The organism is Methylobacterium brachiatum (assembly GCF_900113845.1).
Lineage (GTDB): Bacteria > Pseudomonadota > Alphaproteobacteria > Rhizobiales > Beijerinckiaceae > Methylobacterium > Methylobacterium brachiatum.
In genome coordinates this window covers 48392-73501 of record NZ_FOQW01000009.1, presented here as the reverse complement: position 1 = coordinate 73501, position 25110 = coordinate 48392, and the positions used below count along the sequence as shown (strand labels likewise).

Genomic DNA, 25110 nt, shown 5'->3' with positions numbered 1-25110 from the left:
CTGACGTAGAAGCCTCGCGGGTTCGCGCGATGCGGTGGGGAGCCGGAGATCGAGATGCCGGAAGCGACGCCGTTTCGCCGTATCCTCCTCAAGCTGTCGGGCGAGGCCCTGGCCGCTCCGGACGGCTACTGGCTCCATCCGCCCACGCTGGCGGCCCTGGCCGAGGACATCGCCCGGACCATCGAGGCCGGTGCCGAGATCGCCATCGTGGTCGGGGGCGGCAACATGATCCGCGGTGCCCGCATCTCGGCGGCCGGCTGGATCGACCGGGCCACCGGTGATTCCCTGGGCATGATGGCCACGGTGATGAACTCGCTGGCGATCGAGACCGCGCTCAACGCCGCGGGCGTGCCGGCCCGGACCATGTCGGCGGTGTCGATGCCGACGATCTGCGAGACCTATGCCCGCCAGCCGGCCCTGCACCATCTCGACAAGGGTCAGGTGGTGGTGCTCGCCGGCGGCACCGGCAACCCGTTCTTCACGACCGACACCGCCGCGGTCCTGCGCGCCGCCGAGCTGCGCTGCGACGCCGTGCTCAAGGCCACGCAGGTGGACGGCGTCTACTCGGCCGATCCCAAGAAGGATCCGACCGCCACCCGCTACGACCGGCTGACCCATGACGAGGCGATCGCCCGCGACCTCAAGGTGATGGACACCGCGGCCTTCGCGCTCGCCCGCGAGAGCCGGCTGTCGATCGTCGTGGGCTCCCTGCATCCGCCGAGCTCGATCGCCGGGATCCTGTCGGGCGAGGCGCCCTCGACCCTCGTGGCGCCCTGATCCGGCACCCGCGCGCCTCGCGATTCGCATCGCGGCCTTCGGAAAGCCGGTGACCCGCTTTCCGGAGGATGCGCCGGAGGTTTGCGGCACCGGGAAAATTCCGCCATTGAGGCCGCGACTGCCCGTACCGGGCGAGAAGACAACGTCAGACGTGTCGGGACGACCACCATGGCCACACCGGAATTCGACCTCAACGACATCAAGCGCCGCATGCAGGGCGCGGTCGCGTCGCTCTCAAAGGATCTCGGATCCCTGCGGACCGGGCGCGCCACGCCCTCGCTGCTCGACCCGATCCAGGTCGACGCCTACGGCTCGTCGATGCCGATGGCGCAGGTTGCCACCGTGAGCGTGCCCGAGCCCCGGCTTCTGTCGATCTCGGTCTGGGACCGCAGCATGGTCACCGCCGTCGAGAAGGCGATCCGCGAATCCGATCTCGGCCTCAACCCGCAGACCGAGGGTCAGACCATCCGGCTGCGCATCCCCGAGATGAACGAGCAGCGCCGCAAGGAGATGGTCAAGGTCGCCCACAAATACACCGAGGAGGCGCGCGTCGCCGTGCGCCACGTCCGCCGGGACGGGCTCGACCACCTGAAGAAGCTCCTGAAGGACAGCGCCATCTCGGAGGACGACGAGAAGCGCCAGGCCGCCGACGTGCAGAAGGCGACCGACCAGTTCATCGCCGAGATCGACGGCGTGCTGGCCGCCAAGGAGAAGGAGATCATGCACGTCTGAGGCGAAGGCCGAGACGCGCGTGACCCCCACCGCCCCACAGGCCGCACGCCCCTCCGGGCGGCGCGAGCTCTGGCTGCGCGTCGCCTCGGGCGTGGTGCTCGCCCCGGCGATCCTCGCGGCCCTGGTCTATGGTGGCTGGCCCTTCGCGGGGATCTGGCTCGCCGCCGGCATCATCGGCTTCGCCGAATGGATGGTGATGAGCCGGACCGAGCCGCGCGAGGTGCTGATCGCGCTGGGCGCGGCGACGCTCGGCGCCCTGCTGCTCTGCCAGCGCGGCGGCGCCCCAGCGCTCGCCTGCCTCGCCGTCCTGCTCCTCGGGGCCGCGGCCTGCGCCACGGTGGCGCGCACCGGCTTCGGCCGGGTACGGGCGCTCGCCGGCGTGCTCGGAGCCGCGGCCATCGCGTCGGTGCCGGTGGCCCTGCGCGACGATCCCGGAATCGGCCTCGTCGGCCCGGCCTGGATGTTCGCCGTGGTCTGGTCCACCGACATCGCGGCCTATTTCGCTGGCCGCAAGATCGGCGGACCGAAGCTGATGCCCCGGGTCTCGCCCAACAAGACCTGGTCGGGGGCGATCGGCGGCCTTGTCGGTGCGGTCGCGGCCGGCTCGCTCGTGGCGGTGGCCGCCGACCTCGCCGGGCTGGACCTGCCGAGCGCCGCCTCGCTGCCGGTGGTCGCCGGGGTGAGCGCCCTGGCCTCCGTGCTGAGCCAGGCCGGCGACCTGCTCGAATCCGGCCTCAAGCGCCGCTACGGGGTGAAGGATTCGGGCAAGATCATCCCGGGCCATGGCGGCGTCATGGACCGGCTCGACGGATTTTTTGCGGTGGCCGTGTTGGCCGGGCTCTATCTCGCCCTGCGTGGAAGCGGTCTGATCCCGTGACGATGAGGGAGTTTCACCCGTGACCCAGACCGTCGCCGTCTTCGGCGCCACCGGCTCGATCGGGCGCTCCACCGCCGACCTGCTGGCCCAGCATCCGGACCGGTTCCGCACCGGCGCCGTGGTCGGCGGCCGCGACGCGGTCGCGCTCGCCAAGGTCGCGCGTGAGCTCGGCGCTTCGTTCGCGGCGCTCGCCGACGCGAGTGCCGGCCCGGCCCTCGCCGAGGCTCTGTCGGGCAGCGGCATCCCCAACGGGGCCGGGGAGGGTGCCGTCATGGAGGCCGCCGCCCGCGACGCCGATATCGTCGTCGCCGCGGTGAGCGGCGCGGCCGGGCTGAAATCCACCCACGCCGCGCTACGGCTCGGCCGCAAGGTCGCGCTCGCCAACAAGGAGAGCCTGGTCTGCGCCGGCGACGCCTTCATGCGCGACGCGGCGCGCTACGGCGCCACGATCCTGCCGATGGATTCCGAGCACGACGCGCTCAGCCAGGCGCTCGCCGGCCGGCCGCTGGCGGATGTCCGCACCATGATGATCACCGCCTCGGGCGGCCCGTTCCGGACCTGGACCCGGGAGCGGATCGCCGCCGCCTCCGCGACCGAGGCCGCGGCCCATCCGACCTGGTCGATGGGCATGAAGATCAACATCGATTCGGCCAGCCTGATGAACAAGGGCCTGGAGCTGATCGAGGCGCACCACCTGTTCGGCATCGAGCCCGAGCGCCTGGACGTCGTCGTCCACCCGCAATCGGTGATCCACGGCCTGGTCTACTGGCTGGACGGCGCCGTCACCGCCGAGCTGGCGCTCCCCGACATGCGCGTGCCGATCTCGCACTGCCTCGGCCTCGGCGACCGCCTGACCATCGCCCGGGGCCGGCCCCTGGACCTTGTGCAGCTCGGCGCGCTGACCTTCGAGGCGGCCGACGAGGAGCGCTTCCCGTGCCTGCGCATCGCCCGGGCGGCGCTCGCCGCCGGCGGGGCGGCGCCCACCGTCATGAATGCGGCGAACGAGATCGCGGTGGCCGCCTTCATCGCCGGCCGGATCGGCTTCTACGGGATCAGCGACCTGGTCGAGCGCGCCTGCGGGCATTTCGCCGGGCAGTACCGGACCGCGCCCGCCGACGTGGACGAGGCGCTGGCCATCGACGCCCATGTCCGCGTCTGGAGCGCCGAGGCTCTGCCGGAGCTGCGCGCGGCGGGATAAGGCAGCTTCCTCTCGTGCGTGCCGCCTTCGATGGCAACGCAGCATGACGAGCGCTTCCAGGCTGTGAGCTTGGTGGCATCGTGGGCGGCCCTCCATCGTAGCAGGCGAGAAAGGGCTTCTTCCAAATCCGCTGGGCAACATCCTCTGCCTTCCGGAGCCGCAACACAGGACGCGTTCCATTCGGCTCCGAGAAACCACGCAAGGGCGTTAGGACGGCCGCGTGCCGCAAGCGTGAAAACCTTTCAAATGTAGGCTCTGCACGCTGCATGTGATAACATAATCTCGATCCTCTACTCTTCGGTATTTTTCCAATAATCAACAAAGATGTCAGCAAGGTACCATATTGCAACGATAAATTATTAAATATGAGGCCGAGATGCGCTTGTGTTTATTATTAATCATCGCAATATTTAGTTTTGCGGCGACGGCTGTTGAGGCGGCCGGCTTTCAAACATTCTCGGTTCCATCCGACCCAGGTGGTCCAGCTTTGGAAGCGGCCATGTGGTCGCCTTGTGCTAGCGCTGCCAAAGATATCAAACTTGGGAGTTCCGTGATTCCAGGTGTCCGTGATTGCCCAATCGCGGGCCAAAATTTGCCGCTTATTGTCGTTTCGCACGGGTTTGGTGGATCTTACCTCGGCCACCGCGACACCGCAGAAACTCTTGCGGATGCGGGCTTTATCGTCGTAGCGATTAATCACCCTGACGATGCTTACACAAACGAGGCAAGGTTTCGCGATTATTGGGCCTTAATCAGCCGTCCCTCGGATGTCAGGCGCCTTATCGATTTCTTGCTAGGCCCGGCATCAGGCCCAGCGAGGATTGACCCGAATCGGATCGGCTTTTTCGGGTTCTCGCGGGGGGGCTATACTGGCCTCGTGCTCGGCGGTGGCCAGCCGAATTTTCGCGCTTGGTTCTCGCCTTGCACTGGTTCCAATGCGGAGAGGTGCACGCATGGAAGCCTGGACGTCTGGTCAATTCACAGCTTGGTTCATGACACTCGGGTCAAGGCTATCGTTATAGCTGATCCTCTCAGCAAAATGTTCCCGACGAGCGATAGCCTAAGATTTATCTCGGTTCCCGTTCAGCTCTGGGGGTCCCAGTTTGGGGGCGACGGCGTGTTTCCTGAGGATGTCGCCACGATCGCTCGGAATTTGCCCGGAAAATCAGAATTTCATATTGTGCCACGAGCAGCACATTTCGCGTTTATAAGGCCTTGTCCAGACGAGTTGAAAAAATCTCAGCCGAATATTTGTGTCGACGATGCGAGTTTCGATCGCGTAGCCTTCCACAGAGATTTTAATCAACGGGTGCTCACGTTCTTTCGACAGCAACTTGGTGTAGGCGAACGCCCCTAGGCAAGACATGGGAATGGGGCCGACGAATCCGGTTTCGCCCTCTCGATCGAAATGTCTTCCGCCCATTCGCTTGAGCGGAGGAAAGTTAGGTCGAGGCATCCGCCCCGTACCCGGCCAGAAACACCCGCACCGCCTCCGCGACCTGAAACCGCTTCCGGGCTTCGTCCGCCATGCCGCCGGCCGCGAACAGGAGTCGGGTCAGGAGGCCCGCCAGGCACAGATGCAGGAAGTGCTGGGCCGCGAGGGTCGTATCGGTGATGCGCAGCCGGCCGCTCGCCACCTGGACGTCGAGATAGGCCGCCAACCGGGCGACACCGCAGGCCGGCCCGGCCTCGTAATAGACCTGGCCGAAATGCGGGAACTTCTCGCAGACCCCGATGACCATGCGATGCACGGAGATGTGCTCCGGCTTGGACATCTCGGCCAGGAAGCTCATCCCTAACCGCGTCAGCACGGCCGGGACGTCCGAATCCGCCGGGTCGAAGGTGAACAGGGTCTCGGCCAGGCTGGACTTCTCCAGGATGATCAGGGCCTCGAACAGGGCCTCCTTGCTGTCGAAATAAACGTAGAGCGTGCCCTTGGAGACACCCGCGGCCCGGGCGATCTCGCCCATGCTGGCCCCGTCGAACCCGGAGGCGAGGAAGACACGGCGCGCGCCTTCGAGGATCTGCCGCCGCTTGTCGCTCTCGGTCGAGGACGAGCCCCGCTCCAGCACCACGCCCTGAACCATCACCCTGCTCCGCGCCGGAGACGCTGCTTCGCTTGACCGAACCGTTCGGTCAATCTACCCTGAAGGCAGATTCGACGTGCGTCAAGGCGCGTCCTGTCGGCTGACCGAACGGTTCGGTCATGAGACCAGAGGCTCGACGATGTCCCTTCGCGAAGATGGCGACCGGCCGGTTGCCGACATTACGTTCGTGGAGGACGAGCGCGCCGAGGGTCCGACGCCCCGCCCCGCCTCCCCGCGCAACGCCGAGGCGCCGCAGGCTTCGGCGCCGACCGCGCCGGACACGCCCCCCGTCCGCAAGCGTCCGCTCCGGCGGGCGCTGCTGCTCGGCGTGCTGGCGGCGGCCCTCGGCGGCGGCACCTACGAGGCCTGGCAATGGTGGAGCGTCGGGCGGTTCTTCGTCTCGACCGACGATGCCTACGTGCAGGCCGACATCTCGGTCCTGGCCGCCAAGGTCTCGGGCTATCTCGAATCCGTACCCGTGGTGAACGGCGTCTCGGTGAAGAAGGGGGACGTGATCGCCAAGCTCGACGACGGCGATTACCGCCTCGCGCTGCAGGCCGCGCAGGACAAGCTCGCTACGCAGGAAAGCACGATCGTGCGGATCGGCCGGCAGGTCGAGGCCGCGCAGGCGCAGGTCACCCAGGCCGCCGCGCAGATCGACGCGACCCGCGCCGACGCCGTGCGCGCCCAGGCGGATTTCGCCCGGGCAACCCAGATGCAGGCCGATTACGTCGCCAAGTCGCGGATCGATCAGGCCCGCGCCGACCGGGACCGCACCGAGGCCTCGGTGAAGGGCATGGAGGCCGGCCTCCTGGCGGCCCGCGCCAATGTCGACGTGCTCCAGGCCCAGAAGCGCGAGGCCGAGCGCCTCTCGGCCGAGCTGCGCACCGCCGTCGATCGCGCCCGGCGCGACCTCGCCTTCACGGTGATCCGCGCGCCGTTCGATGGTGTGGTCGGCAACAAGGCGGTCGAGGCCGGGGCCTACGTGGCGCCGGGAACCCGGGTCGCCGCCCTGGTCCCGCTCCAGAGCGTGCGCATCGACGCGAACTTCAAGGAGACGCAGGTGCAGCGCATGCGCCCGGGCCAGCCGGTGATCGTGACGGTGGACGCCTATCCGGACCGCGAGATCCACGGGGTGGTCGAGTCGTTCTCGCCGGCCTCCGGCTCGGTGTTCAGCCTGCTGCCCCCGGACAACGCCACCGGCAACTTCACCAAGATCGTCCAGCGCCTGCCGGTGCGGGTGCGCGTGCCCGAGGACGTCGCCCGCGAGGGGCTGCTGCGGCCCGGCCTCTCGGCCGAGGTCCGGGTCGATACCCGCGGTGGCACCGATCGCTCGGTCCTCGACCAGGCCGCGAACCGGCGGTTCGACGCCGCGAGCCGCTGAGCCCGGCCGTGGCTGCCAGCGCCGCCCTCCCGGCCGCAATCCCGGCCGCCGCGGAGCCCCCCATGGACCGCCGCCGCATGGTGGCGTTCTTCTGCATGGTGTTCGGGATGTTCATGGCGATCCTGGACATCCAGATCGTCTCGGCCTCCCTCAACGAGATCCAGGCCGGCCTCTCGGCTTCCGGGGACGAGATCCCCTGGGTCCAGACCAGCTACCTGATCGCCGAGGTGATCTCGATCCCGCTCTCGGGGACCCTGTCGAGGGTGCTCTCGACCCGCTGGATGTTCGCGCTCTCGGCAGGGGGCTTCACGCTGATGAGCGTGATGTGCGCCACCTCCTCGTCGATCTCCGAGATGATCGTCTGGCGCGCCGCGCAAGGCTTCATCGGCGGCGGCATGATCCCGACCGTGTTCGCCGCGGCCTTCACGATCTTCCCGCCGTCGAAGCGCACCATCGTGTCGCCGGTGATCGGCCTCGTGGCGACGCTGGCACCGACCATCGGCCCGACGATCGGCGGCTACCTCACCGACCTGATGTCCTGGCACTGGCTGTTCCTGATCAACGTCGTGCCGGGAATCGGGGTGACGATCTCGACCTGGCTCCTGGTCGATTTCGACAAGCCGAACCACGCCTTGCTGAAGTCGTTCGACTGGGCCGGCCTCGCCTTCATGGCGGGCTTCCTCGGCTGCCTCGAATACGTCCTCGAGGAGGGGCCGAACCACGACTGGATGCAGGACGAGGCGGTCTTCGCCTGCGCGGTCATCTGTGCGGTCTCGGGGCTGCTGTTCTTCTGGCGGGCCTTCACGGCCAAGCAGCCGATCGTTGACCTGCGAGCCTTCTCCGACCGCAACTTCGCCAGCGGCTGCGTGGCGAGCTTCGTGCTCGGCATCGGGCTCTACGGCCTGACCTACATCTACCCGGTCTACCTCGCCCGGGTGCGCGGCTACTCGGCGTTGATGATCGGCGAGACGATGTTCGTCTCGGGGCTGTGCATGTTCGCCACCGCCCCGATCGCCGGCCGCCTCTCAGGCAAGGTCGATCCGCGGATCATGATGGCGATCGGCTTCGTCGGCTTCGCCAGCGGTACCTGGATCGTGACCGGGCTGACCAAGGACTGGGATTTCTGGGAGTTGCTCTGGCCGCAGATCCTGCGCGGCTGCTCGCTGATGCTGTGCATGATCCCGATCAACAACATCGCGCTCGGCACCCTGCCGCCGGCCCGAATGAAGAACGCCTCCGGCCTCTACAACCTCACCCGCAACCTCGGCGGCGCGGTCGGCCTGGCCCTGATCAACACCGTGCTCAACGCCCGCTGGGACCTGCACCTCGCCCGGCTGCACGAGCGCTTCACCTGGGCCAACAACGCCGCGCTGGAGCGGCTCGATTCCATGCAGCGCGGCTTCGAGTCCTTCGGCAGCGCCGCGCCGGGCATGGCGCTCAAGGCCATGTCCAACACGGTGCGGATCCAGGGGCTGGTGATGGCCTTCGAGGACGTGTTCCTGGCGCTCACCGTGCTGTTCCTGGCGATGGCCTGCGCCGTGCCGCTGATCCGCCGCCCGCGCGCGGCCGCCGGCGGGGGCGGGGGCCACTGACGGCTTCGGGGGCGTGAGAGCGAGGATAGCGGGCATCCTTCGCCCCGATGTGCGCGCCCGCGCCCCGCGACCTCCCGCGGCAGTCCCGGCGGATTGCGTTGGCGATAAACAACACCGATCTGCTAAACCGGCCCGATGGCCGGCCTGAGACGCCGGCGCAGAGACGGCCAGGGATCGGCTCATGGACTTCCTCAACGCGATGGGCGGGACCGCCGGCGGCTTCTTCGGCGCCGTGATCCCGTTCCTGTTCGTGCTCACGGTCGTGGTCTTCGTCCACGAGATGGGCCACTTCCTGGTCGGGCGCTGGTGCGGCGTCGGCGTGCATGCCTTCTCCCTCGGCTTCGGCCCGGAGCTGTTCGGCTTCAACGACCGCCGCGGCACCCGCTGGAAGCTCTGCGCCATCCCGCTTGGCGGCTACGTCAAGTTCCACGGCGACGTGAACGGCGCGAGCATCCCGGATCCCGAGGCGATCGCCCGGATGAGCCCGCAGGAGCGGGCGACCAGCTTCCCGACCCAGCCGGTGGCCAAGCGCGCCGCGATCGTGGCCGCCGGACCGGTGGCGAACTTCCTGCTCGCGATCCTGCTGTTCGCCGGGGCGATCTGGCTCGCCGGCCGCTACGAGCTGCCCGCCCGGGTCTCCTCGGTGGAGCCCGGCAGCGTCGCCGCCCAGGCCGGCTTCCAACCGGGCGACGTGATCACCGCCATCGACGGCCAGAAGATCGGCGACTTCAACGCCATGTACCGCACGGTGACCGGGAGCGCCGGCACGCCGCTGACCTTCACGGTGGAGCGCGGCGACCAGCCGATCACCATCCAGGCGACCCCGGCGACCTACGAGGAGAAGACGCCGTTCGGCCGCCACCGGATCGGCCGGCTCGGCATCCGCTCGCCCTCGGGCTCGGAGGCCCGGCTCGTCCGGTACGGGGCGCTGGACTCCCTCGATCTCGGCGTGCGCGAGACCTACTTCGTGGTCGAGCGGACCTTCTCCTACCTGAGCAAGCTCGCCACTGGCCGCGAATCCGCCGACCAGCTCTCGGGCCCGATCGGCATCGCCCGGGTCTCCGGCGAGGTCGCCAAGACCGGCGGCGTCGGCGGTCTCGTCGGCCTGATCGCGCTGCTTTCGGTCTCGATCGGCCTGCTGAACCTGTTCCCGGTGCCGCTCCTCGATGGCGGACACCTGCTGTTCTACGCCTTCGAGGTGATCCGCGGCCGCCCGCTCAGCGAGCGCGCCCAGGAGATCGGCTTCCGCATCGGCCTCGCCCTCGTGCTGATGCTGATGCTGTTCGCGGCCTGGAACGACATCCTCAACCTCGGCGCCTCCTGGCGGAACACCTGATCCCGGGGCGGGGCGCCGGGTCCGATCTCCACCGGATTCGGTGCCCCAATCCCGCCGCGATCCCGCCCGGAGAGCGCCGCGAACGCGCCCCGGCGGGTGCTTAAAACAGCGTTAAAGCTCAGATTCGCCGACGCGAAAACAGAAGTGGCCGCAAAGATTTACGGGCCATTTACCATGATCGGCGCTTTGCCCCGGCGGGGTCCGCGCCGTTAAGTGGCGCGAAGGCCACGACCCCCCAAAATCCCCTGACGATGGCCTCCCGCGCGTTTGCTTGGCAGGGGAATCCCGCTAAGAGCTACGCTTGGACCTGAAGCCACGCTTGGACCAGGGTGACAGGACGACCGGTCAACGGCCGCCTGTGACGGGCTAACCCCCGCGACCAGAACAGAAACGGGCGATTGCATGATGTCGTTGACGGGGAAGCCCCGACGTAAGTCGGTGCGGAAGACCATCGTCCTAGTCGCTGCCGGTGCGGGCCTCGTCCTGAGCGGTGCCGCGCAGGCGCAGCAGATCGTCGTCCAGGGCAACCAGCGCGTCGATGCCGACACCATCCGGTCCTACGTGACCGGGACCGCGTCCGGCTCCGCCGAGGAGGCTCGGCGCAACCTGCTCGCCAGCGGCATGTTCTCGGACGTGAAGGTCGCCCAGTCCGGCGGCCGCACGGTGGTCACCGTCCGCGAGAACAACCTGATCAACCGGGTCGTGTTCGAGGGCAACAAGAAGGTCGAGAAGGCCACGCTCGAGGGCATCGTCGAGGCGAAGGCCCGCGGCCCCTACAGTGAGGCCATCGTCAACGCCGACCTCGCCCGCATCCGCGACGTCTACAAGCGTTTCGGCCGCGGCACCGCCAAGGTTACCTACCGGACCGTCGACCTGCCCAACGGCCGCGTCGACGTGATCTACCAGGTGGACGAGGGCGACAAGACCGGCATCATCTCGATCAACTTCGTCGGCAACAACGCCTATTCGGAGCGGACGCTGAAGGGGCTCATGAGCTCCTCCGAGATGAACTTCCTGTCGTTCATCAAGACCTCCGACGTCTACGATCCCGACCGCATCACCGCCGACCTCGACCAGGTGCGCCGCTACTACCTGAAGAACGGCTATGCCGACTTCCAGGTGGTCAGCGCCGACGCCCGCTACGTCGAGGGCGACAGCTCCGGCTACGTCATCACCATCACGGTGAACGAGGGCGAGCAGTACAAGGTCGGCGCGGTGGCGGTGGATTCCCGCCTGCCCGGCATCGACACCGCCAAGCTCGACGGCCAGATCACCGCCGCGGTGGGCGACGTCTACAACGCCGACGACGTGGAGCGGACGCTCAACAACGTCACCCGCGAGGTCAACCGCGCCGGCTACCCGTTCGCCCAGGTCCGCCCGACCGGCCAGCGCGATCCCGCCTCCCACCAGGTCTCCCTGGGCTTCGTGGTCGAGGACGGCCCGCACGTCTACGTCGAGCGCATCAACATCCGCGGCAACACCCGGACCCGCGACTACGTCATCCGCCGCGAGCTCGATATCGCGGAAGGCGACGCCTACAACCGCGTGCTCACCGACCGGGCCGAGCGGCGCCTGAACGGCCTCGGCTTCTTCAAGAAGGTCCGGTTCTCCAACGAGCCCGGCTCCGCGGCCGACCGCGTGGTCATCAACATCGATGTCGAGGATCAGCCCACGGGTTCGTTCTCGGTGGCGGGCGGCTACTCCACCCAGGACGGCATCATCGGCGAGGTCTCGGTCTCCGAGTCCAACTTCCTCGGTCGCGGCCAGTATGTCCGCCTCGCCGGCACTGGCGGCCAGTACTCGCGCGGCGTCGATTTCTCGTTCACCGAGCCGTACTTCCTCGGCTACCGGCTCGCCGCCGGCTTCGACGCCTTCTACAAGTACTCCGACCTGACCCGGTACTCGCGCTACGAGACCACGGTGTATGGCGGCCAGCTGCGCCTGGGCCTGCCGATCACCGAGGAGTTCGGCATCACCCTGCGCTACTCGCTGTACAACACCGAGCTGAAGGTCCCGAACACCCTCAAGCGGCCGTACAACGACTGCTCGACGCCGATCCCGGGTTACACCGCGACCTACGCCGGCGGCACGATCGACCCGAACAGCGGCCGCAACATCGGTGGCCAGTCGATCTACCCGAATTGCGCGTATGACGGCGAAGCCTCGATCGCCATCAAGGGCTCGCAGGGCAACACGCTGACCTCGCTGGCCGGCCTGACGCTCGCCTACTCGACCCTCGACGTGGTCGGCGCGCCGCGCAACGGCCTCTACGCCGAGTTGAAGCCCGACGTCGCGGGTCTCGGCGGCGACTCGAAGTTCTTCCGCGTCACCGCGGATGCGCGCTACTACAAGGAGCTGTTCGAAGACGTGATCGGCTTCGTCCGGTTCCAGGGCGGCCACATCAACGCGATCGACGGCAAGCCGCTGCGCGTCACCGACGAGTTCTTCCTCGGCCCGTCGCTGGTCCGCGGTTTCGCGCCCAACGGCATCGGCCCGCGCGACGTCGGCATCGCCGACGCCCGCTCCAACGCCATCGGCGGCTCCACCTATATCGGCGGTACCCTCGAGGTGCAGTTCCCGCTGCCGCTCATTCCGCGGGATCTGGGCCTGAAGGGCGCGGTCTTCGCCGATGCCGGTACGCTGTTCGGCTATAACGGCCGGCGCAACTTCAACGTGAACGGCGACGGCTTCATCAACGGCATCTCGCCCCAGACCGGGAAGTGCAACTTCTCCGCGTTCAACATCGGCGTCGAGCCGGAATGCGTGAACGTCCGCGACACCGCCGCGATCCGCTCCTCGATCGGCGCCTCCATCCTGTGGAACTCGCCGCTCGGCCCGATCCGCTTCGACTACGCCTACGCCCTGACGAAGGACGAGGGTCAGTCGGTCTACGTGCCGCTGCTCGGCAAGGTCGGCCATATTGGCAAGGATCAGACCCAGGCGTTCCGCTTCTCGGGCGGCTCGCGGTTCTGATAAAATCCACGCGCGCCGGTCGGATTTCTCCGGCCGGCGCGTTGTCACGCATGTCAGATCCCGCTTTCTTCGCCGCGACCGGCTCGCTCACCCTCGCCGACATCGCTGTCGCCGCCGGTGCGGTCCTGCCCGAGGGCGCGGACCCGGAATACCGGCTCACCGGAGCCGCCCCGCTCGAGAGCGCCGGGCCGCACCACCTCGCCTACATGGACAATGCCCGCTACGGCTCGGCGCTGACCGAGACCCGGGCCGGGGCCTGCCTGGTGAGCCCGCGCTTCGCGGCGCGCTGTCCGGCCGGCACCGTCGCGCTGGTCAGCCGCGACCCGTACCGGGCCTACGCCGCCCTGCTCGGCCGCCTCCACCCGGACGCCATGCGTCCCGGCTCGCAATTCGGCGGGCGCAGCATCGCTCCGGGCGCCCATATCCACCCGGATGCGCGCCTGGAAGAGGGCGTCACGGTCGATCCGGGCGCCGTGATCGGCCCCGGCGTCGAGATCGGGTCCGGCAGCGTCATCGGCCCGAACGCGGTGATCGGCCCGGGGGTGCGGATCGGGCGCGACTGCTCCATCGGGGCCGGCACGACCTTGAGCCACGCCCTGCTCGGCAACCGGGTGATCCTGCATCCCGGCGCCCGGCTCGGCCAGGACGGGTTCGGCTTCGCCATGGGCGTGAGCCATCTCAAGGTGCCGCAGATCGGCCGGGTGATCGTCCAGGACGATGTCGAGATCGGCGCCAACACGACGATCGACCGGGGCGCCTCGCGCGATACGGTGATCGGCGAGGGCACCAAGATCGATAACCTGGTCCAGATCGCCCACAACGTCGTGATCGGGCGCCATTGCGTGATCGTCTCCGGGGTCGGCATCTCGGGCTCGACCACGCTGGAGGATTACGTGGTGCTCGGCGGCCAGGTCGGCGTCGTCGGCCATCTGCGCATCGGCCGCGGCGCCCAGATCGCCGGCTCGTCCAACGTCAACCGCGATGTCCCGCCGGGCAGCCGCTGGGGCGGTACGCCGGCCAAGCCGGTGCGGGCCTGGTTCCGCGAGCTGACGACGCTGGCGCGCCTGGCCGAGCGCTCGGGCAAGGATTCCGAGAAGGATCCGGCCCCCGAGGCCGAGTGATCCCGGTCGCGATATCGGCCGCGCCGCCGGGAAACCCTTGCGCTTCCGCCGATTTCTTCCGAAGAGGGCGTCCGCCCGTCATGGAGGGCGGATATCGGTCCGCCCGGTGGCGGTGACGCGAGGTACGGGATTCGATGAGCGAGGCGGCGCGCGACACCAACGAGGAGCTGGGCACAGCCGACATCCAGACGCTGCTGGAGCTGCTGCCGCACCGCTACCCGTTCCTGATGATCGACCGCATCGTCGAGATCGACCGCGACGAATCCTGCGTCGGTATCAAGAACGTCACCGCCAACGAGCCACAATTCATGGGGCATTTCCCCGGTCTGCCGGTCTTCCCCGGGGTGCTGCTGATCGAGGGCATGGCCCAGACCGCCGGCGCGATCTGCTGCCGTCACATCCGGACTGAAGAGCTGCAGACCAAGCAGGTGTTCTTCATGACCATCGACAAATGCAAGTTCCGCAAGCCGGTCACCCCGGGTGATCAGGTGCGCTTCCACATGAAGAAGATGAACCGGCGCCGGACGATGTGGTGGTACCGCGGCGAGGCCCGGGTCGACGGTGTGCTGGTGGCGGAGGCCGAGATCAGCGCCATGCTGGTGACGGAGTGAGCGACGCCCTCATCCACCCGAGCGCCGTGATCGAATCCGGCGCCGTGATCGGCGACGGGACCCGGATCGGCCCGTTCTGCCATGTCGGCCCCGAGGTCGTGCTGGGCGAGGGCTGCGAGCTGCTCAGCCACGTGGTGCTGGCCGGCCGCACCACGATCGGTCCCCGCACCCGGATCTTCCCGTTCGCCTCCATCGGCCATCAGCCGCAGGATCTGAAATACCGGGGCGAGCCCTCGACGCTGACAATCGGATCCGACTGCCTGATCCGCGAGGGCGTGACCATGAACCCCGGCACCAGCGGGGGTGGCCTCGAGACCGCGGTCGGCGATCACTGCACCTTCCTGGCCAATTCCCATGTCGGCCACGATTGCCGGGTCGGCGACCACGTCATCTTCTCCAACAACGTGATGCTGGCCGGCCATTGCAGCGTCGGCGATTACGCGATCCTGGGCGGGGGCGCCGCCGTGATCCAGTTCGCCCGGGTCGGCGCGCACGCCTTCGTGGGCGGCCTCTCGGGCCTGGAGAACGACTGCATCCCGTACGGCATGGTGCTCGGCAACCGCGCCTACCTATCGGGCCTCAACATCATCGGCCTGCAGCGCCGGGGCTTCGCCCGGGAGGACATCCACGCACTCCGGCGGGCCTACCGGCTGCTGTTCGCCCCCGAGGGCACGCTCATGGAGCGGGTCGAGGACGTGGCCGCGACCTTCGAATCCCACGCCGCAGTGTCCGAGATCCTCGCCTTCATTCGCGCTGGCGGCAAGCGCTCGATCTGCACCCCGCGCGAGCTTCCGGTTCCGATCGGGGCGGCCTGAGCCTCCCCATGGCCGAGGCCGCTCCGCTGCCCGAGGGCACGCTCGTCCTGATCGCCGGCGCCGGCCGGCTGCCCGAGCTGGTGGCCGAGTCCCTGAACCGGACGCACCGGCCGTTCCGGCTGATCGCCCTGCGCGGCTTCACCGACCGGTCCCTGCGCGCCCGGGCCGACGCCACCGTCGACCTCCTCGACCTCGCCGCGATCCTCAAGCTGCTGCGCCGCTGGGGACCGGCCGTGATGGTGCCGGCGGGCGGGGTCTCGCGGCCGAGCCCGGCCGCGCTGCTCAATGCCGGCGCGGCGCTCCGGAACCGCGAGACCCTGCGGGCGATCGCCGGGGGCGGCGACGACCGCCTGCTGCGCGCCGCCCTGGCCCTGGTCGAGGAGGAGGGCCACCGGGTGCTCGGCGTCCACGAGGCCGCGCCGGATCTGCTCTGCCCCGAGGGCCGGCTCGGCCGCCTCGGACCCGACACGGAAGCCGACGCGTCGATCCGCACTGGCCGCGGGGTGCTCGACGCGCTCTCGCCCTACGATCTCGGGCAGGCGGTGGCGGTCTCGGGCGAGCGTGTGATCGCCGTCGAGGGGCCGGAGGGGACTGACCGCATGCTCGCCCGCGCCCGGGCGCTCGGGCGCAAACCGTTCGGGCGGGGCCGGGCGCTGCCCGCGACCGTGCTGGTCAAGGCGCCGAAGCTCGGCCAGGACCTGCGCATCGACCTGCCGGCGATCGGCCCCCGGACCGTGCGCAACGCCGCGGCGGCCGGCTGCGTCGGCCTGGCGCTCGAGGCCGGCGGCACCCTGGTGATCGACCGCGTGGCCACCGCCGCGGAGGCCGACCGCCTCGGGCTGTTTCTGGTCGGCTACCGGCCCGGGGCCGGACCATGAGCGAGCCGAAAACCGTCTGGCTGGTGGCCGGCGAGGATTCCGGCGACCAGCTCGGGGCCAAGTTGATGCGGGCGCTGCGGGCGACCGCGCCCGGGACCGTGTTCGGCGGGGTCGGCGGCGAGGCCATGGCCGAGGAGGGGTTCACCTCCCTGTTCCCCCTCGATGACGTCGCCGTCATGGGCTACCTGCCGGTGCTCGCCCGCGCTCGGACCCTGCTGCGCCGGATCCGCGAGACCGCGACCGCGGTGATGCGCGCCCGGCCCGACGTTCTGGTGATCATCGATAGCCCGGGCTTCACCCATGCCGTGGCCCAGCGGGTCCGGAAGGCGGCGCCCGGCATCCCGATCGTCGATTACGTGTCGCCGAGCGTCTGGGCCTGGCGGCCGTGGCGGGCCAAGGGCATGCGCGGCTTCATCGACCACGTGATGGCGCTGCTGCCGTTCGAGCCGGACGCGCATCTGCGGCTCGGCGGCCCGCCCTGCACCTATGTCGGCCACCCGCTCATCGAGCGCTTCTCGGATTTGCGTCCCTCCGCGACGGAGAGCCGGCGACGGGAGGCGGTGCCCTACAGCCTCGTGATCCTGCCGGGCTCGCGCCGCGCCGAGATCGACCGGCTGATGCCGGTCTTCGGGCAGGTGCTGGAGCAGGTCTCCCGCATCCTCGAGGTCGAGGCGGTGCTGCCCGCCGTGACCCGCCACCGGGCGCTGATCGAGCGGCTGGCCCAGGATTGGCCCGTCCCGGTGCGGGTGCTCACCGGCGAGGACCCGAAATACGCCGCCTTCCGGGGCGCCCGGGCGGCCCTGGCGGCCTCCGGCACCGTCACGCTGGAGCTGGCGCTGGCCGGCGTCCCGATGGTGGTGGCCTACAAGGTCTCGCGCGCGGAGGAGTTCATCGCCCGGCGCCTGATCCAGGTCCCCAGCATCGTGCTGCCGAACCTGATCCTGGCCGAGAACGCCATGCCGGAATTCGTGCAGGCGGACTGCACCGCCGAGCATCTGACCCGGGCGCTGCTGCCCCTGCTGGTCGGCGGTGCGGAGCGGGACGCGCAGAGCGACGCGCTAGCCCGGATCGACGGCCTGATGCGTCTCGCCGGCGACGACACCCCGAGCCGGGCCGCGGCGCGGATTGTTCTGGATGCGGCCGCCGGGCGAGTGAGCGGGGCCGCCTGACGGATCCGTGACACGTCCGACGGACGAAGACGTCGTTTCGTCCTTGCGAGCGCAGCGAAGCAGCGCGGTGCAGCCTGGGAGCTCAAACCGTGGCGTTTCCCTGGGTCGCTGCGCTGCGCTCGCAAGGACGGAGTTAAGTTATCACCCCCCGCGCCGGCCGCAGCGGATATAGGCGGCCGTGCCGCGGCCGCTCGACCAGGTGAGGCGGTCGCCGTCGACCACGAGGCGGACCTGCGAGGACCAGTGCCGGCCGCGATCGCTGCACTCGGCGCCCATCACCCAGCCGTTCCCGACCCGGCGGCTGTCGTGGAAAGTGCAGATCGTCCGTCCGGCCCGGGCGCGGTCCTGCGTGATCGTGGCCGGGATGTAGCCCCGGCGACGGGAGCGGGCCGCGCAGGCATCGGCGGTCGGACCCCAGATGCCGACGAAGTCCGGGCTGGACGTGCTGGCCGGCTTGGCCGCCGAAGGCGCGACCGGAGTCGTGATCGCCGCTTGCAGGCCCGGCGCCGCCGGGCGCGGGCTCGCCGGCGCGGCGGCGAGCGACGCGGCGTCCGGCCGCTGCACGTCCGGGACGGATTCATCCGGCGTGTCGAGCATCACGACCCGGCGGCCCAGCGGTTTCGGCGCCGGGGCGGGCCGGGTCTCGGCGGTCTGCGAACGGAACGGCAGGTCCTCGGTCAGGTAGGCGGCGCTGTAGGTGAACAGGCCGGCCCAGCCGAGGACGAGGAGGCCGGGCACGACGAAGCGACGCTTGGAACCGGTACGGGCATCCTCACCCGGATCGGCCAGCACGACCGCGCCCATTCGATCCCCCTGGTCCAGGCATCCGGCCCCGATTCGGGTACCGGCCTGCGGGTGAAAAGCATGCCCCAACAAGAGCCTGGGTGAAACCGCCGTCGTGTTCAGCGTCCGAAGATCCCCTTGAGGAATTGCGCCGTCCGGTTGCGCTTGCGCTTGCGCTCGAGCTCGGTGGCGTCCTTGAGCCAGGCGACCTGCACCACGCGCCGCTCGCCCTCGAACGGCTCGTGGCCGTGCCAGGAATTGTCGGCCCGCAGGAAGGCGAACATCGTGCCCATGGTCGGCGGCACCTCGACCGCGAAGGGCGCATAGTTGCGGCCGTCGTAGAGCACCCGCAGGCGGCCGGCGGCCGGGGCGTCCCAGGCGTCGTTCATGTAGACCAGCAGCGTCAGCACCTTCGACGGGCCGTCGGTGTGGATCGAGCCGTATTTCAGCTGGCTCTTCCGCATGATCGTGGTGAGCCGCGGGCAGGAGACGAGGTCGATGCCGAACTTCTCGCCGAGCAGGGCCGAGAACTCGTCGCTCTCCAGCTCGTCGATCAGCGCCTTGAACCGGCCCTTGAGGGCGACCTCGTCTACGGTGAGGTAGCCGGGCTTCGCGATGTCCGGGAAATCGCGCCGGATCGCGTCGATCGCGTCGGGGTTCAGGACGTTGGTGCCGAGCGTGTACGGGTAGGGCTCGCGGGCGACCGGGGCGGCGCGCACCGCGGAAACGTCGAGGATCGAGAGGGCGGACATCTGCGGGTCCCTGGGCTCCAGCGCACGACGGCCGGCACGCCGGGCGCCGGAGGCGCGTGCCGGAGGGCCGACCGGGAGGTCCGTGCCGGGGCGGCCCGAAGGGCGTCCGCGGTCACGAATTCTTAAGCGTTCTCGGTGGTCCCGGAATCCCATAATCCGGTGATTGCGGCGGTCCAACGGCGAAAGCCGTGTGGTGGCGCATTCCGGTGACAGTCTCGGGCCGCCCGGCCGTGCAGGATGGCGCGATGCCCGAGGACTTTCTTCTCGGGTGCGTCGTGTATTCTGGAACCCAGCCGCGATGAGGCCGCAGGTCCTCGCCTTGCTGTGCATTCACCTGATCGCCGCGTCGATCGGGGCGGAGGCGCTTGCCCAGCCGTCCCGCTCGCCGCGTCCCGCCGGCACGGCGCGGATGACCTGCGCGGAGGCGATGGCGCTGGTGAAGAGCGAGGGCGACGTGGTGATCGCCGGCGGCACGGCGCCGGAGCGCTTCGTCAGCGGCCCCGGCCAGTGCAGCGGCGCCGAGATCGCCGAGCTGCGCTTCGTCCCCACCCGCGACAATCCGCAATGCCCGATCGGCTATCGCTGCCGCGAGCCGGGCTTCGAGGAGTGGAACTGGTAGCGCCGCAGGCCGCCTCGCGACCCGCCTGCGGGGATCGTGACCAAAGTTTCACGTGACAGCGCCGACGACATGCCACGTTCTCGCCACGACCCAGGGCCAAGGCCGCCGGGTTGCGTTCCTGAAGGGGCGCTCACGTTAGGCGGGAGACACGCGTGGCTTCACTCAGGACCGGGCTCGGGATCCAGGCCGTGCTCACGGCCGTGGCCGCGCTGATCCTGCTGGCGCTTCCGGGGATCCCAAGCCCGCCGCTCTACGTCTCGCTCGCCGGCTTCGTGATGGCCGGCATCCTGGTCGCGGCCAACGGCATCTCCGCCTATCTGAAGGTCTTCGTCTCGGTCTACGGGCTCGGCTACCTGCTGCTCGCCGGCATGAAGACGGTGGCCGCCATGGGCCTCCTGCCCCCGGTCGTGGCCGCGCTGCTGCCGCCGGACTTCGCCGCCACCGGCGCCGTGGTGTTCGGCGCCATCGTGCTCGGCGTCTCGTATCTCGAGCCGATCCGGGCGATCACCGACATCGCCGACCCGTATTTCGCCAATCGCGACAAGCCGACCAAGGAGATCGGCCTGTTCCGCTGGTTCGGCAGCACCGAGGGCCGGATCGGGCGCAACCTCGTCGCCCTCTCGATCTTCGTGAACTTCGCCGACGTGGCGCTGACCCTGCGGTTCAACTTCTTCTACCGCGACATCTACAACTCGCTTCAGGAATACGACGCGGCGGCGTTCTGGTACCAGCTGCTCTGGATCTTCATCCCGCTGGCGACGCTCAACATCGCCATCGGCATGTTCGACCTGTTCGTCGATTCCTCGCTGCACATCCGCTGGCGCACCTGGCTGACGCACAGCCTGTACGAGCGCTGGCTCGGGAACGGCACCCATTACCGCATCCCGTTCACCGACGAGGAGGCGGACAACCCGGATCAGCGCATTCAGGCCGACGTCAACCTGTTCATCCAACAGACCGCGAGCCTGTCGATCCGGCTGCTCAGCCAGGCGGCGCAGCTCGTCTCGTTCATCGTGATCCTCTGGACCCTGTCGCGCGACTTCGTCGTGCCGTTCACCGATACGGTGATCCCGGGCTTCCTGGTCTGGCTGGTGATCGCCTACGCGGTGGTCGGCACCTGGCTTACCCACCTGATCGGCCGGCCCCTGATCGGGCTGAACTTCCGGCAGGAGCAGGTCGAGGCGGATTTCCGCTTCTCGCTGGCCCGCAACCGGATCTACTCGGAGCAGATCGCGCTGCTGCGCGGCGAGCGCGCGGAGGCGACGCGGCTCGGCTCGCTGTTCCACATGATCATCGACAATTACGTCGGCATCATCTTCCGCCGCATCAAGCTGATCGCCTTCACCTTCAGCTACCGGCAGGCGAGCGTGATCTTCCCGATGGTGCTCGCCGCGCCGTCCTTCTTCGCCAAGAAGATCACTCTCGGCGCGCTGCAGCAGACCTCGCAGGCCTTCTCGCAGGTGCAGAGCTCGCTGTCCTTCTTCGTGGATTCCTACACGACCCTCGCATCCTACAAGGCCAACACCATCCGTCTCGGCTCCTTCCGCCGGGCAATGAGCAAGGCCGAGGCGCTGGAGGTGGCGGGCTACGGGCTGGTTCAGGGCAACGAGACCGCCAACGGCGTCACCGCCCGCGGGCTGGTGCTCGCCCTCCCGGACGGCCGCGAGATCGTCTCGGCCCCGGAGCTGACCCTCGCCAAGGGCGGCGCCACCCTGGTCACCGGCCCCTCGGGTTCCGGAAAGTCGACGCTGTTCCGGGCGATCGCCGGGATCTGGCCGTTCGGCAAGGGCCGGGTCGACGTGCCGGCCGGGCAATCGACGCTGCTGCTGCCGCAGCGGCCCTATATCCCGCAGGGCACTTTGCGCGGCGCCGTGGTCTACCCGAACACCACCGACCAGTTCACGGACGCGGCGATCCGCGACGCCCTGACGGCGGCCCAGCTGCCCCATCTCGTCGACCGCCTCGACGAGACCGATACCTGGGAGCGCCGCCTGTCGGGCGGCGAGCAGCAGCGCCTCGCCATCGCCCGGGCGATCCTGGCCAAGCCCGCCTGGCTGTTCCTCGACGAGTCGACCGCCTCCCTCGACGAGCCGTCCGAGGCGAAGATCTACCGGATGCTGCGGGAGCGCCTGCCCGACACAACCATCGTCTCCATCGGCCACCGCTCGACGCTCGACGCGTTCCACGAGAAGCGGATCGTGCTGGAGCCGCAGGGCAATCTCTTCACCCCGCGGGAGCGCCGGGAGCCGCAACCGGCGGAATAAGTGCATTCGGTCACGACATTCCGGGGAAAATGCCCCGCAGAAGTTGCGAGATGGAAATATTAAGGAACCAGTGACTGCTGGGTCCGTTTGTCATGCGCTATATAAATCGGAGGAACGCATGACCAAGATCACGACCCTTGCAGGTGCCGGCGCTCTCATCCTGATGTCGACCGCCGCCTTCGCGGCCCCCTGCGCGACCGGGACGACCGTGACGCGCGACAAGGAAGCCAGCAAGGCCTCGACGGTCGATCCGAGCGTGAAGGACCCGACCTCCCCGGGCGCCAAGGCTGAGTCCCCCGGCACTGTCGGCGCGATGAAGAACGCCGGCACCGCGACGTCGCCCTCCGACGTGCAGGCTCAGTCGAGCGGCAAGCCGACCGCCGCCCAGGCGGCCAAGGGCGGCGACGACTGCTGATCGGTCTCAACCGCTTCGGTCTTTGATGGAACGCCCGCCCGGCTCACACCGTGGCGGGCGTTCTCGTTCGTCGGCGCCGTCAGGCGGCCTTACGCAGGTTGGCGGCGGTCCGGGCGGCGCGTTTGATGGCATCCGGGTCGAGCAGGCCGGGCTTCACCACCCAACTGCCGCCGACGCACAGCACCGACGGGATGGCGAGCCAATCCGGCGCGGTGGCCTCGGTGATGCCTCCGGTCGGGCAGAACTTGACCTGGCCGAACACGGCGTTCAGCGCCTTCAGGGCCTTGATCCCGCCCGCTGCCTCCGCCGGGAAGAACTTGAACCGGTCGAGCCCGTAATCGAGCCCGCGCATGATGTCGGCCGCCGTGGCGACGCCCGGCAGGTAGGGCACGCCGTTGGTCTTGGCGGCGTCGGTGAGCGGCTCCGTGAGCCCCGGCGAGACGATGAACTCGGCGCCCGCCGCCAGGGCGTTCTCGAGATCGACCGGGTTCAGGACCGTGCCGGCCCCGACCACCGCGCCCTCGACCTGGGTCATCTCGCGGATCACGTCCAAGGCGGCGGGCGTGCGCAGGGTGACCTCCAGGGCGGTCAGGCCGCCCCGGACCAGGGCCTCGGCGATCGGCCGGGCCTGGTCCACGTCCTCGATCACGAGGACCGGGATGACGGGCACGGAGCGCATCAGCGCGTCGATGCTGGTCAGATCGTTCATGATCGGCTTCTCCCGTTCGACGTTCAGAGACCGGCAGCCGCGAGCATGGCTGAGGCGCCCCGCTCGGCGGTGTCGGCCCCGTGGCGCATGAAAGCGAACAGCTCCCGCCCGGTTCCCGCCTCCGGGACCGGCTGGACCGCGTCCGCGCGGGCGGCCAGCTCCGCGTCGTCGACCATCACCTGCAGCAGCCCCTCGGCTGCGCTGAGGCGGATGATGTCGCCGTCGCGGATCCGCCCGATCGCCCCGCCGCCCAGGGCCTCGGGGCTCAGGTGGATGGCCGCCGGCACCTTGCCGGACGCGCCCGACATCCGGCCGTCCGTGACCAGGGCGACCTTGTGGCCGCGATCCTGGAGGACGCCGAGCGGCGGGGTCAGCTTGTGCAGCTCGGGCATGCCGTTGGCGCGCGGGCCCTGGAACCGGACGACCACGACCACGTCGCGCTCCAGCTCGCCGGCCTTGAACGCCTTGAGCACGTCGTCCTGGTCGGAGAAGACCCGGGCCGGGGCCTCGATGGTCCGCCGCTGCTCCTCGACCGCGCTGGTCTTGAACGTCGCCCGGCCGAGATTGCCGGTCACCAGCCGCATGCCGCCATCGGGCTGGAACGGGTTCTCAGGCCGGCGGATCATGGTCTCGTCCAGGCTCTCCGGCACCGCGTCCTCGAAGGTGAGCGCGTCGCCGTCGAGCTTCGGGTCGCGGGCATGGTCGCGCAGGGACTGGCCGGCCACCGTCAGGATGTCGTCGTGCAGCAGCCCGGCATCGAGCAGGGCGGCCATGACGAAGCTCATGCCGCCGGCGGCGTGGAAGTGGTTCACGTCGCCCGCGCCGTTCGGGTAGACCCGGGCGATGAGCGGCACGGCGTTGGACAGCCGGTCGATATCCTCCCAGTCGATCACGATGCCGGCGGCGCGGGCTATGGCCGGCAGGTGGATCGCGTGGTTGGTCGAGCCGCCGGTGGCGAGCAGGCCGACCGCGGCGTTCACGATCGCCTTCTCGTCCACGCACAGGCCGAGCGGCCGGTAATCGTTGCCGGCGCTGCCGATCTCCGTGAGCCGGTGGATCGCCGCCCGGGTCATGGCCTGGCGCAGCTTCGTGCCGGGATTGATGAACGAGGCGCCCGGCATGTGCAGGCCCATCATGTCCATCATCATCTGGTTCGAGTTGGCGGTGCCGTAGAACGTGCAGGTCCCGGCCCCGTGATAGGACGCGGATTCGGATTCGAGCAGTTCCGCCCGGCCGACCTTGCCCTCGGCGTAGAGCTGGCGGATCCGCTGCTTCTCCTTGTTGGCGAGCCCCGAGGGCATCGGCCCGGCCGGGATCAGGATCGTCGGCAGGTGGCCGAAGCGCAGCGCGCCGATCAGGAGGCCGGGCACGATCTTGTCGCAGATGCCGAGCAGCGCGGCGCCATCGAACATGCCGTGGCTCAGGCCCACCGCGGTCGAGAGCGCGATCGTGTCCCGGGAGAACAGCGACAGCTCCATCCCGCGCTGCCCTTGCGTGACCCCGTCGCACATCGCCGGGGTGCCGCCCGCCACCTGGGCTGTGGCGCCGCGCTCCCGGGCGAAGACCTTGATCTGGTCGGGATAGCGTCCGTAGGGCTGATGCGCCGAGAGCATGTCGTTGTAGGCGGTGACGATGCCGATATTCATCACCGTCCGGCCGTCGCGGAGGGCCGGCTTGTCCTCGCCGGAGGCGGCGAAGCCGTGGGCGAGGTTGCCGCAGGCCAGCGTCGGCCGATGCACGCCGGACTCGCGCTCCCGGGCGATCAGGTCGAGATAGGTCCGCCGGGACTCGCGGGAGCGCGCCACGACGCGCTCGGTGACCGCCGCGACCTCGGGATGAAGCTCGGTCATGCTGGTTCCTCCGTCCAGGGTGCCGACGGATCGTCAGGCCGGTACCGATCCCGGCCGCGACCGCGTCGCACCGGGCTATCTAGGCGGTGCCCGGGACGATGTAACCCGGTCCCCGCGCAGGGCGGCCGAGCGCGGCCGCCGCCGATGGCCTTGCCGATCCCGCCCGCG

At 69.3% G+C, this 25110-nt stretch carries 22 protein-coding genes; 17 read left to right on the top strand and 5 right to left on the bottom strand.

Annotated features, from left to right (window positions below):
* Positions 1-54: 54 nt before the first annotated feature.
* From pyrH to BMZ47_RS13125, 5 genes are all read left to right on the top strand, one after another.
* A complete protein-coding gene (pyrH, locus tag BMZ47_RS13145; RefSeq protein ID WP_091862823.1) occupies positions 55-777 on the top strand; it encodes a UMP kinase in 723 nt (240 codons plus the stop codon).
* A 168-nt stretch (positions 778-945) separates the two neighbouring features.
* Positions 946-1509, top strand: a complete 564-nt coding sequence (frr, locus tag BMZ47_RS13140) for a ribosome recycling factor (RefSeq protein WP_007561074.1) — start codon at positions 946-948, stop codon at positions 1507-1509.
* A gap of 19 nt (positions 1510-1528) precedes the next feature.
* A complete protein-coding gene (locus tag BMZ47_RS13135) occupies positions 1529-2386 on the top strand; it encodes a phosphatidate cytidylyltransferase (RefSeq protein WP_091862822.1) in 858 nt (285 codons plus the stop codon).
* A gap of 19 nt (positions 2387-2405) precedes the next feature.
* Positions 2406-3584 (top strand): 1-deoxy-D-xylulose-5-phosphate reductoisomerase, encoded by a 1179-nt coding sequence (dxr, locus tag BMZ47_RS13130; RefSeq protein WP_091862819.1) that lies wholly within the window; start codon positions 2406-2408, stop codon positions 3582-3584.
* A gap of 376 nt (positions 3585-3960) precedes the next feature.
* The gene (locus tag BMZ47_RS13125; RefSeq protein ID WP_167369041.1) at positions 3961-4941 is read left to right on the top strand and encodes an alpha/beta hydrolase family protein; all 981 of its coding nucleotides are present in this window, start codon (positions 3961-3963) and stop codon (positions 4939-4941) included.
* A gap of 85 nt (positions 4942-5026) precedes the next feature.
* Here BMZ47_RS13125 and BMZ47_RS13120 read toward each other — a convergent pair whose 3' ends face one another.
* Positions 5027-5671 carry a TetR/AcrR family transcriptional regulator gene (locus BMZ47_RS13120; RefSeq protein WP_091862812.1) on the bottom strand — a complete coding sequence of 215 codons (645 nt, stop codon included), beginning with the start codon at positions 5669-5671 and terminating at the stop codon, positions 5027-5029.
* Positions 5672-5810: 139 nt separating this feature from the next.
* Between BMZ47_RS13120 and BMZ47_RS13115 the strand changes: the two genes are divergently transcribed.
* The 9 genes from BMZ47_RS13115 to lpxB all read left to right on the top strand — a co-directional run bounded on the left by BMZ47_RS13115 (position 5811) and on the right by lpxB (position 17550).
* A complete protein-coding gene (locus BMZ47_RS13115) occupies positions 5811-7055 on the top strand; it encodes an HlyD family secretion protein (RefSeq protein WP_091862809.1) in 1245 nt (414 codons plus the stop codon).
* A gap of 8 nt (positions 7056-7063) precedes the next feature.
* Positions 7064-8647, top strand: a complete 1584-nt coding sequence (locus BMZ47_RS13110) for a DHA2 family efflux MFS transporter permease subunit (RefSeq protein ID WP_091862806.1) — start codon at positions 7064-7066, stop codon at positions 8645-8647.
* Positions 8648-8828: 181 nt separating this feature from the next.
* Positions 8829-9983 carry a M50 family metallopeptidase gene (locus BMZ47_RS13105; protein ID WP_091862803.1) on the top strand — a complete coding sequence of 385 codons (1155 nt, stop codon included), beginning with the start codon at positions 8829-8831 and terminating at the stop codon, positions 9981-9983.
* A gap of 402 nt (positions 9984-10385) precedes the next feature.
* Positions 10386-12956, top strand: coding sequence for an outer membrane protein assembly factor BamA (gene bamA / locus BMZ47_RS13100; protein WP_007561090.1), 2571 nt, complete (start codon positions 10386-10388; stop codon positions 12954-12956).
* 50 nt (positions 12957-13006) lie between these two features.
* Positions 13007-14077 (top strand): UDP-3-O-(3-hydroxymyristoyl)glucosamine N-acyltransferase, encoded by a 1071-nt coding sequence (lpxD, locus tag BMZ47_RS13095; protein WP_091862800.1) that lies wholly within the window; start codon positions 13007-13009, stop codon positions 14075-14077.
* A gap of 134 nt (positions 14078-14211) precedes the next feature.
* Positions 14212-14688 carry a 3-hydroxyacyl-ACP dehydratase FabZ gene (gene fabZ, locus BMZ47_RS13090; RefSeq protein ID WP_091862797.1) on the top strand — a complete coding sequence of 159 codons (477 nt, stop codon included), beginning with the start codon at positions 14212-14214 and terminating at the stop codon, positions 14686-14688.
* A complete protein-coding gene (gene lpxA, locus BMZ47_RS13085; RefSeq protein WP_091862795.1) occupies positions 14685-15503 on the top strand; it encodes an acyl-ACP--UDP-N-acetylglucosamine O-acyltransferase in 819 nt (272 codons plus the stop codon). The genes fabZ and lpxA overlap by 4 nt, the downstream gene beginning before the upstream one ends.
* Before the next feature lie 8 nt (positions 15504-15511).
* Positions 15512-16381 (top strand): LpxI family protein, encoded by an 870-nt coding sequence (locus BMZ47_RS13080; RefSeq protein ID WP_091862792.1) that lies wholly within the window; start codon positions 15512-15514, stop codon positions 16379-16381.
* On the top strand, positions 16378-17550 hold the full coding sequence (gene lpxB, locus BMZ47_RS13075; protein WP_091862789.1) for a lipid-A-disaccharide synthase: 1173 nt from the start codon (positions 16378-16380) through the stop codon (positions 17548-17550). The genes BMZ47_RS13080 and lpxB overlap by 4 nt, the downstream gene beginning before the upstream one ends.
* Positions 17551-17691: 141 nt before the next feature.
* Here the strand turns inward: lpxB and BMZ47_RS13070 are convergent, their stop codons facing one another.
* Both BMZ47_RS13070 and BMZ47_RS13065 read right to left on the bottom strand, forming a co-directional pair.
* On the bottom strand, positions 17692-18354 hold the full coding sequence (locus BMZ47_RS13070) for a peptidase inhibitor family I36 protein (protein WP_091862785.1): 663 nt from the start codon (positions 18352-18354) through the stop codon (positions 17692-17694).
* A 98-nt stretch (positions 18355-18452) separates the two neighbouring features.
* Positions 18453-19085, bottom strand: a complete 633-nt coding sequence (locus tag BMZ47_RS13065; protein WP_050733788.1) for a 2OG-Fe(II) oxygenase — start codon at positions 19083-19085, stop codon at positions 18453-18455.
* A gap of 298 nt (positions 19086-19383) precedes the next feature.
* Here BMZ47_RS13065 and BMZ47_RS13060 point away from each other — a divergent pair, with 298 nt between their 5' ends.
* The 3 genes from BMZ47_RS13060 (at position 19384) to BMZ47_RS13050 (ending at position 22383) form a co-directional block, all read left to right on the top strand.
* Entirely contained in the window at positions 19384-19704 is a 321-nt protein-coding gene (locus BMZ47_RS13060; RefSeq protein WP_091862782.1) for a hypothetical protein, read from the top strand.
* Positions 19705-19856: 152 nt separating this feature from the next.
* A complete protein-coding gene (locus tag BMZ47_RS13055; RefSeq protein WP_091862779.1) occupies positions 19857-21968 on the top strand; it encodes an ABC transporter ATP-binding protein/permease in 2112 nt (703 codons plus the stop codon).
* 118 nt (positions 21969-22086) lie between these two features.
* Positions 22087-22383 (top strand): superantigen-like protein SSL4, encoded by a 297-nt coding sequence (locus tag BMZ47_RS13050; protein ID WP_007561111.1) that lies wholly within the window; start codon positions 22087-22089, stop codon positions 22381-22383.
* Between the two features lie 79 nt (positions 22384-22462).
* Here the strand turns inward: BMZ47_RS13050 and eda are convergent, their stop codons facing one another.
* The gene (gene eda / locus BMZ47_RS13045; protein WP_208601050.1) at positions 22463-23092 is read right to left on the bottom strand and encodes a bifunctional 4-hydroxy-2-oxoglutarate aldolase/2-dehydro-3-deoxy-phosphogluconate aldolase; all 630 of its coding nucleotides are present in this window, start codon (positions 23090-23092) and stop codon (positions 22463-22465) included.
* Between the two features lie 23 nt (positions 23093-23115).
* Positions 23116-24942, bottom strand: a complete 1827-nt coding sequence (gene edd / locus BMZ47_RS13040; protein WP_091862776.1) for a phosphogluconate dehydratase — start codon at positions 24940-24942, stop codon at positions 23116-23118.
* Between the last annotated feature and the right edge of the window lie 168 nt (positions 24943-25110).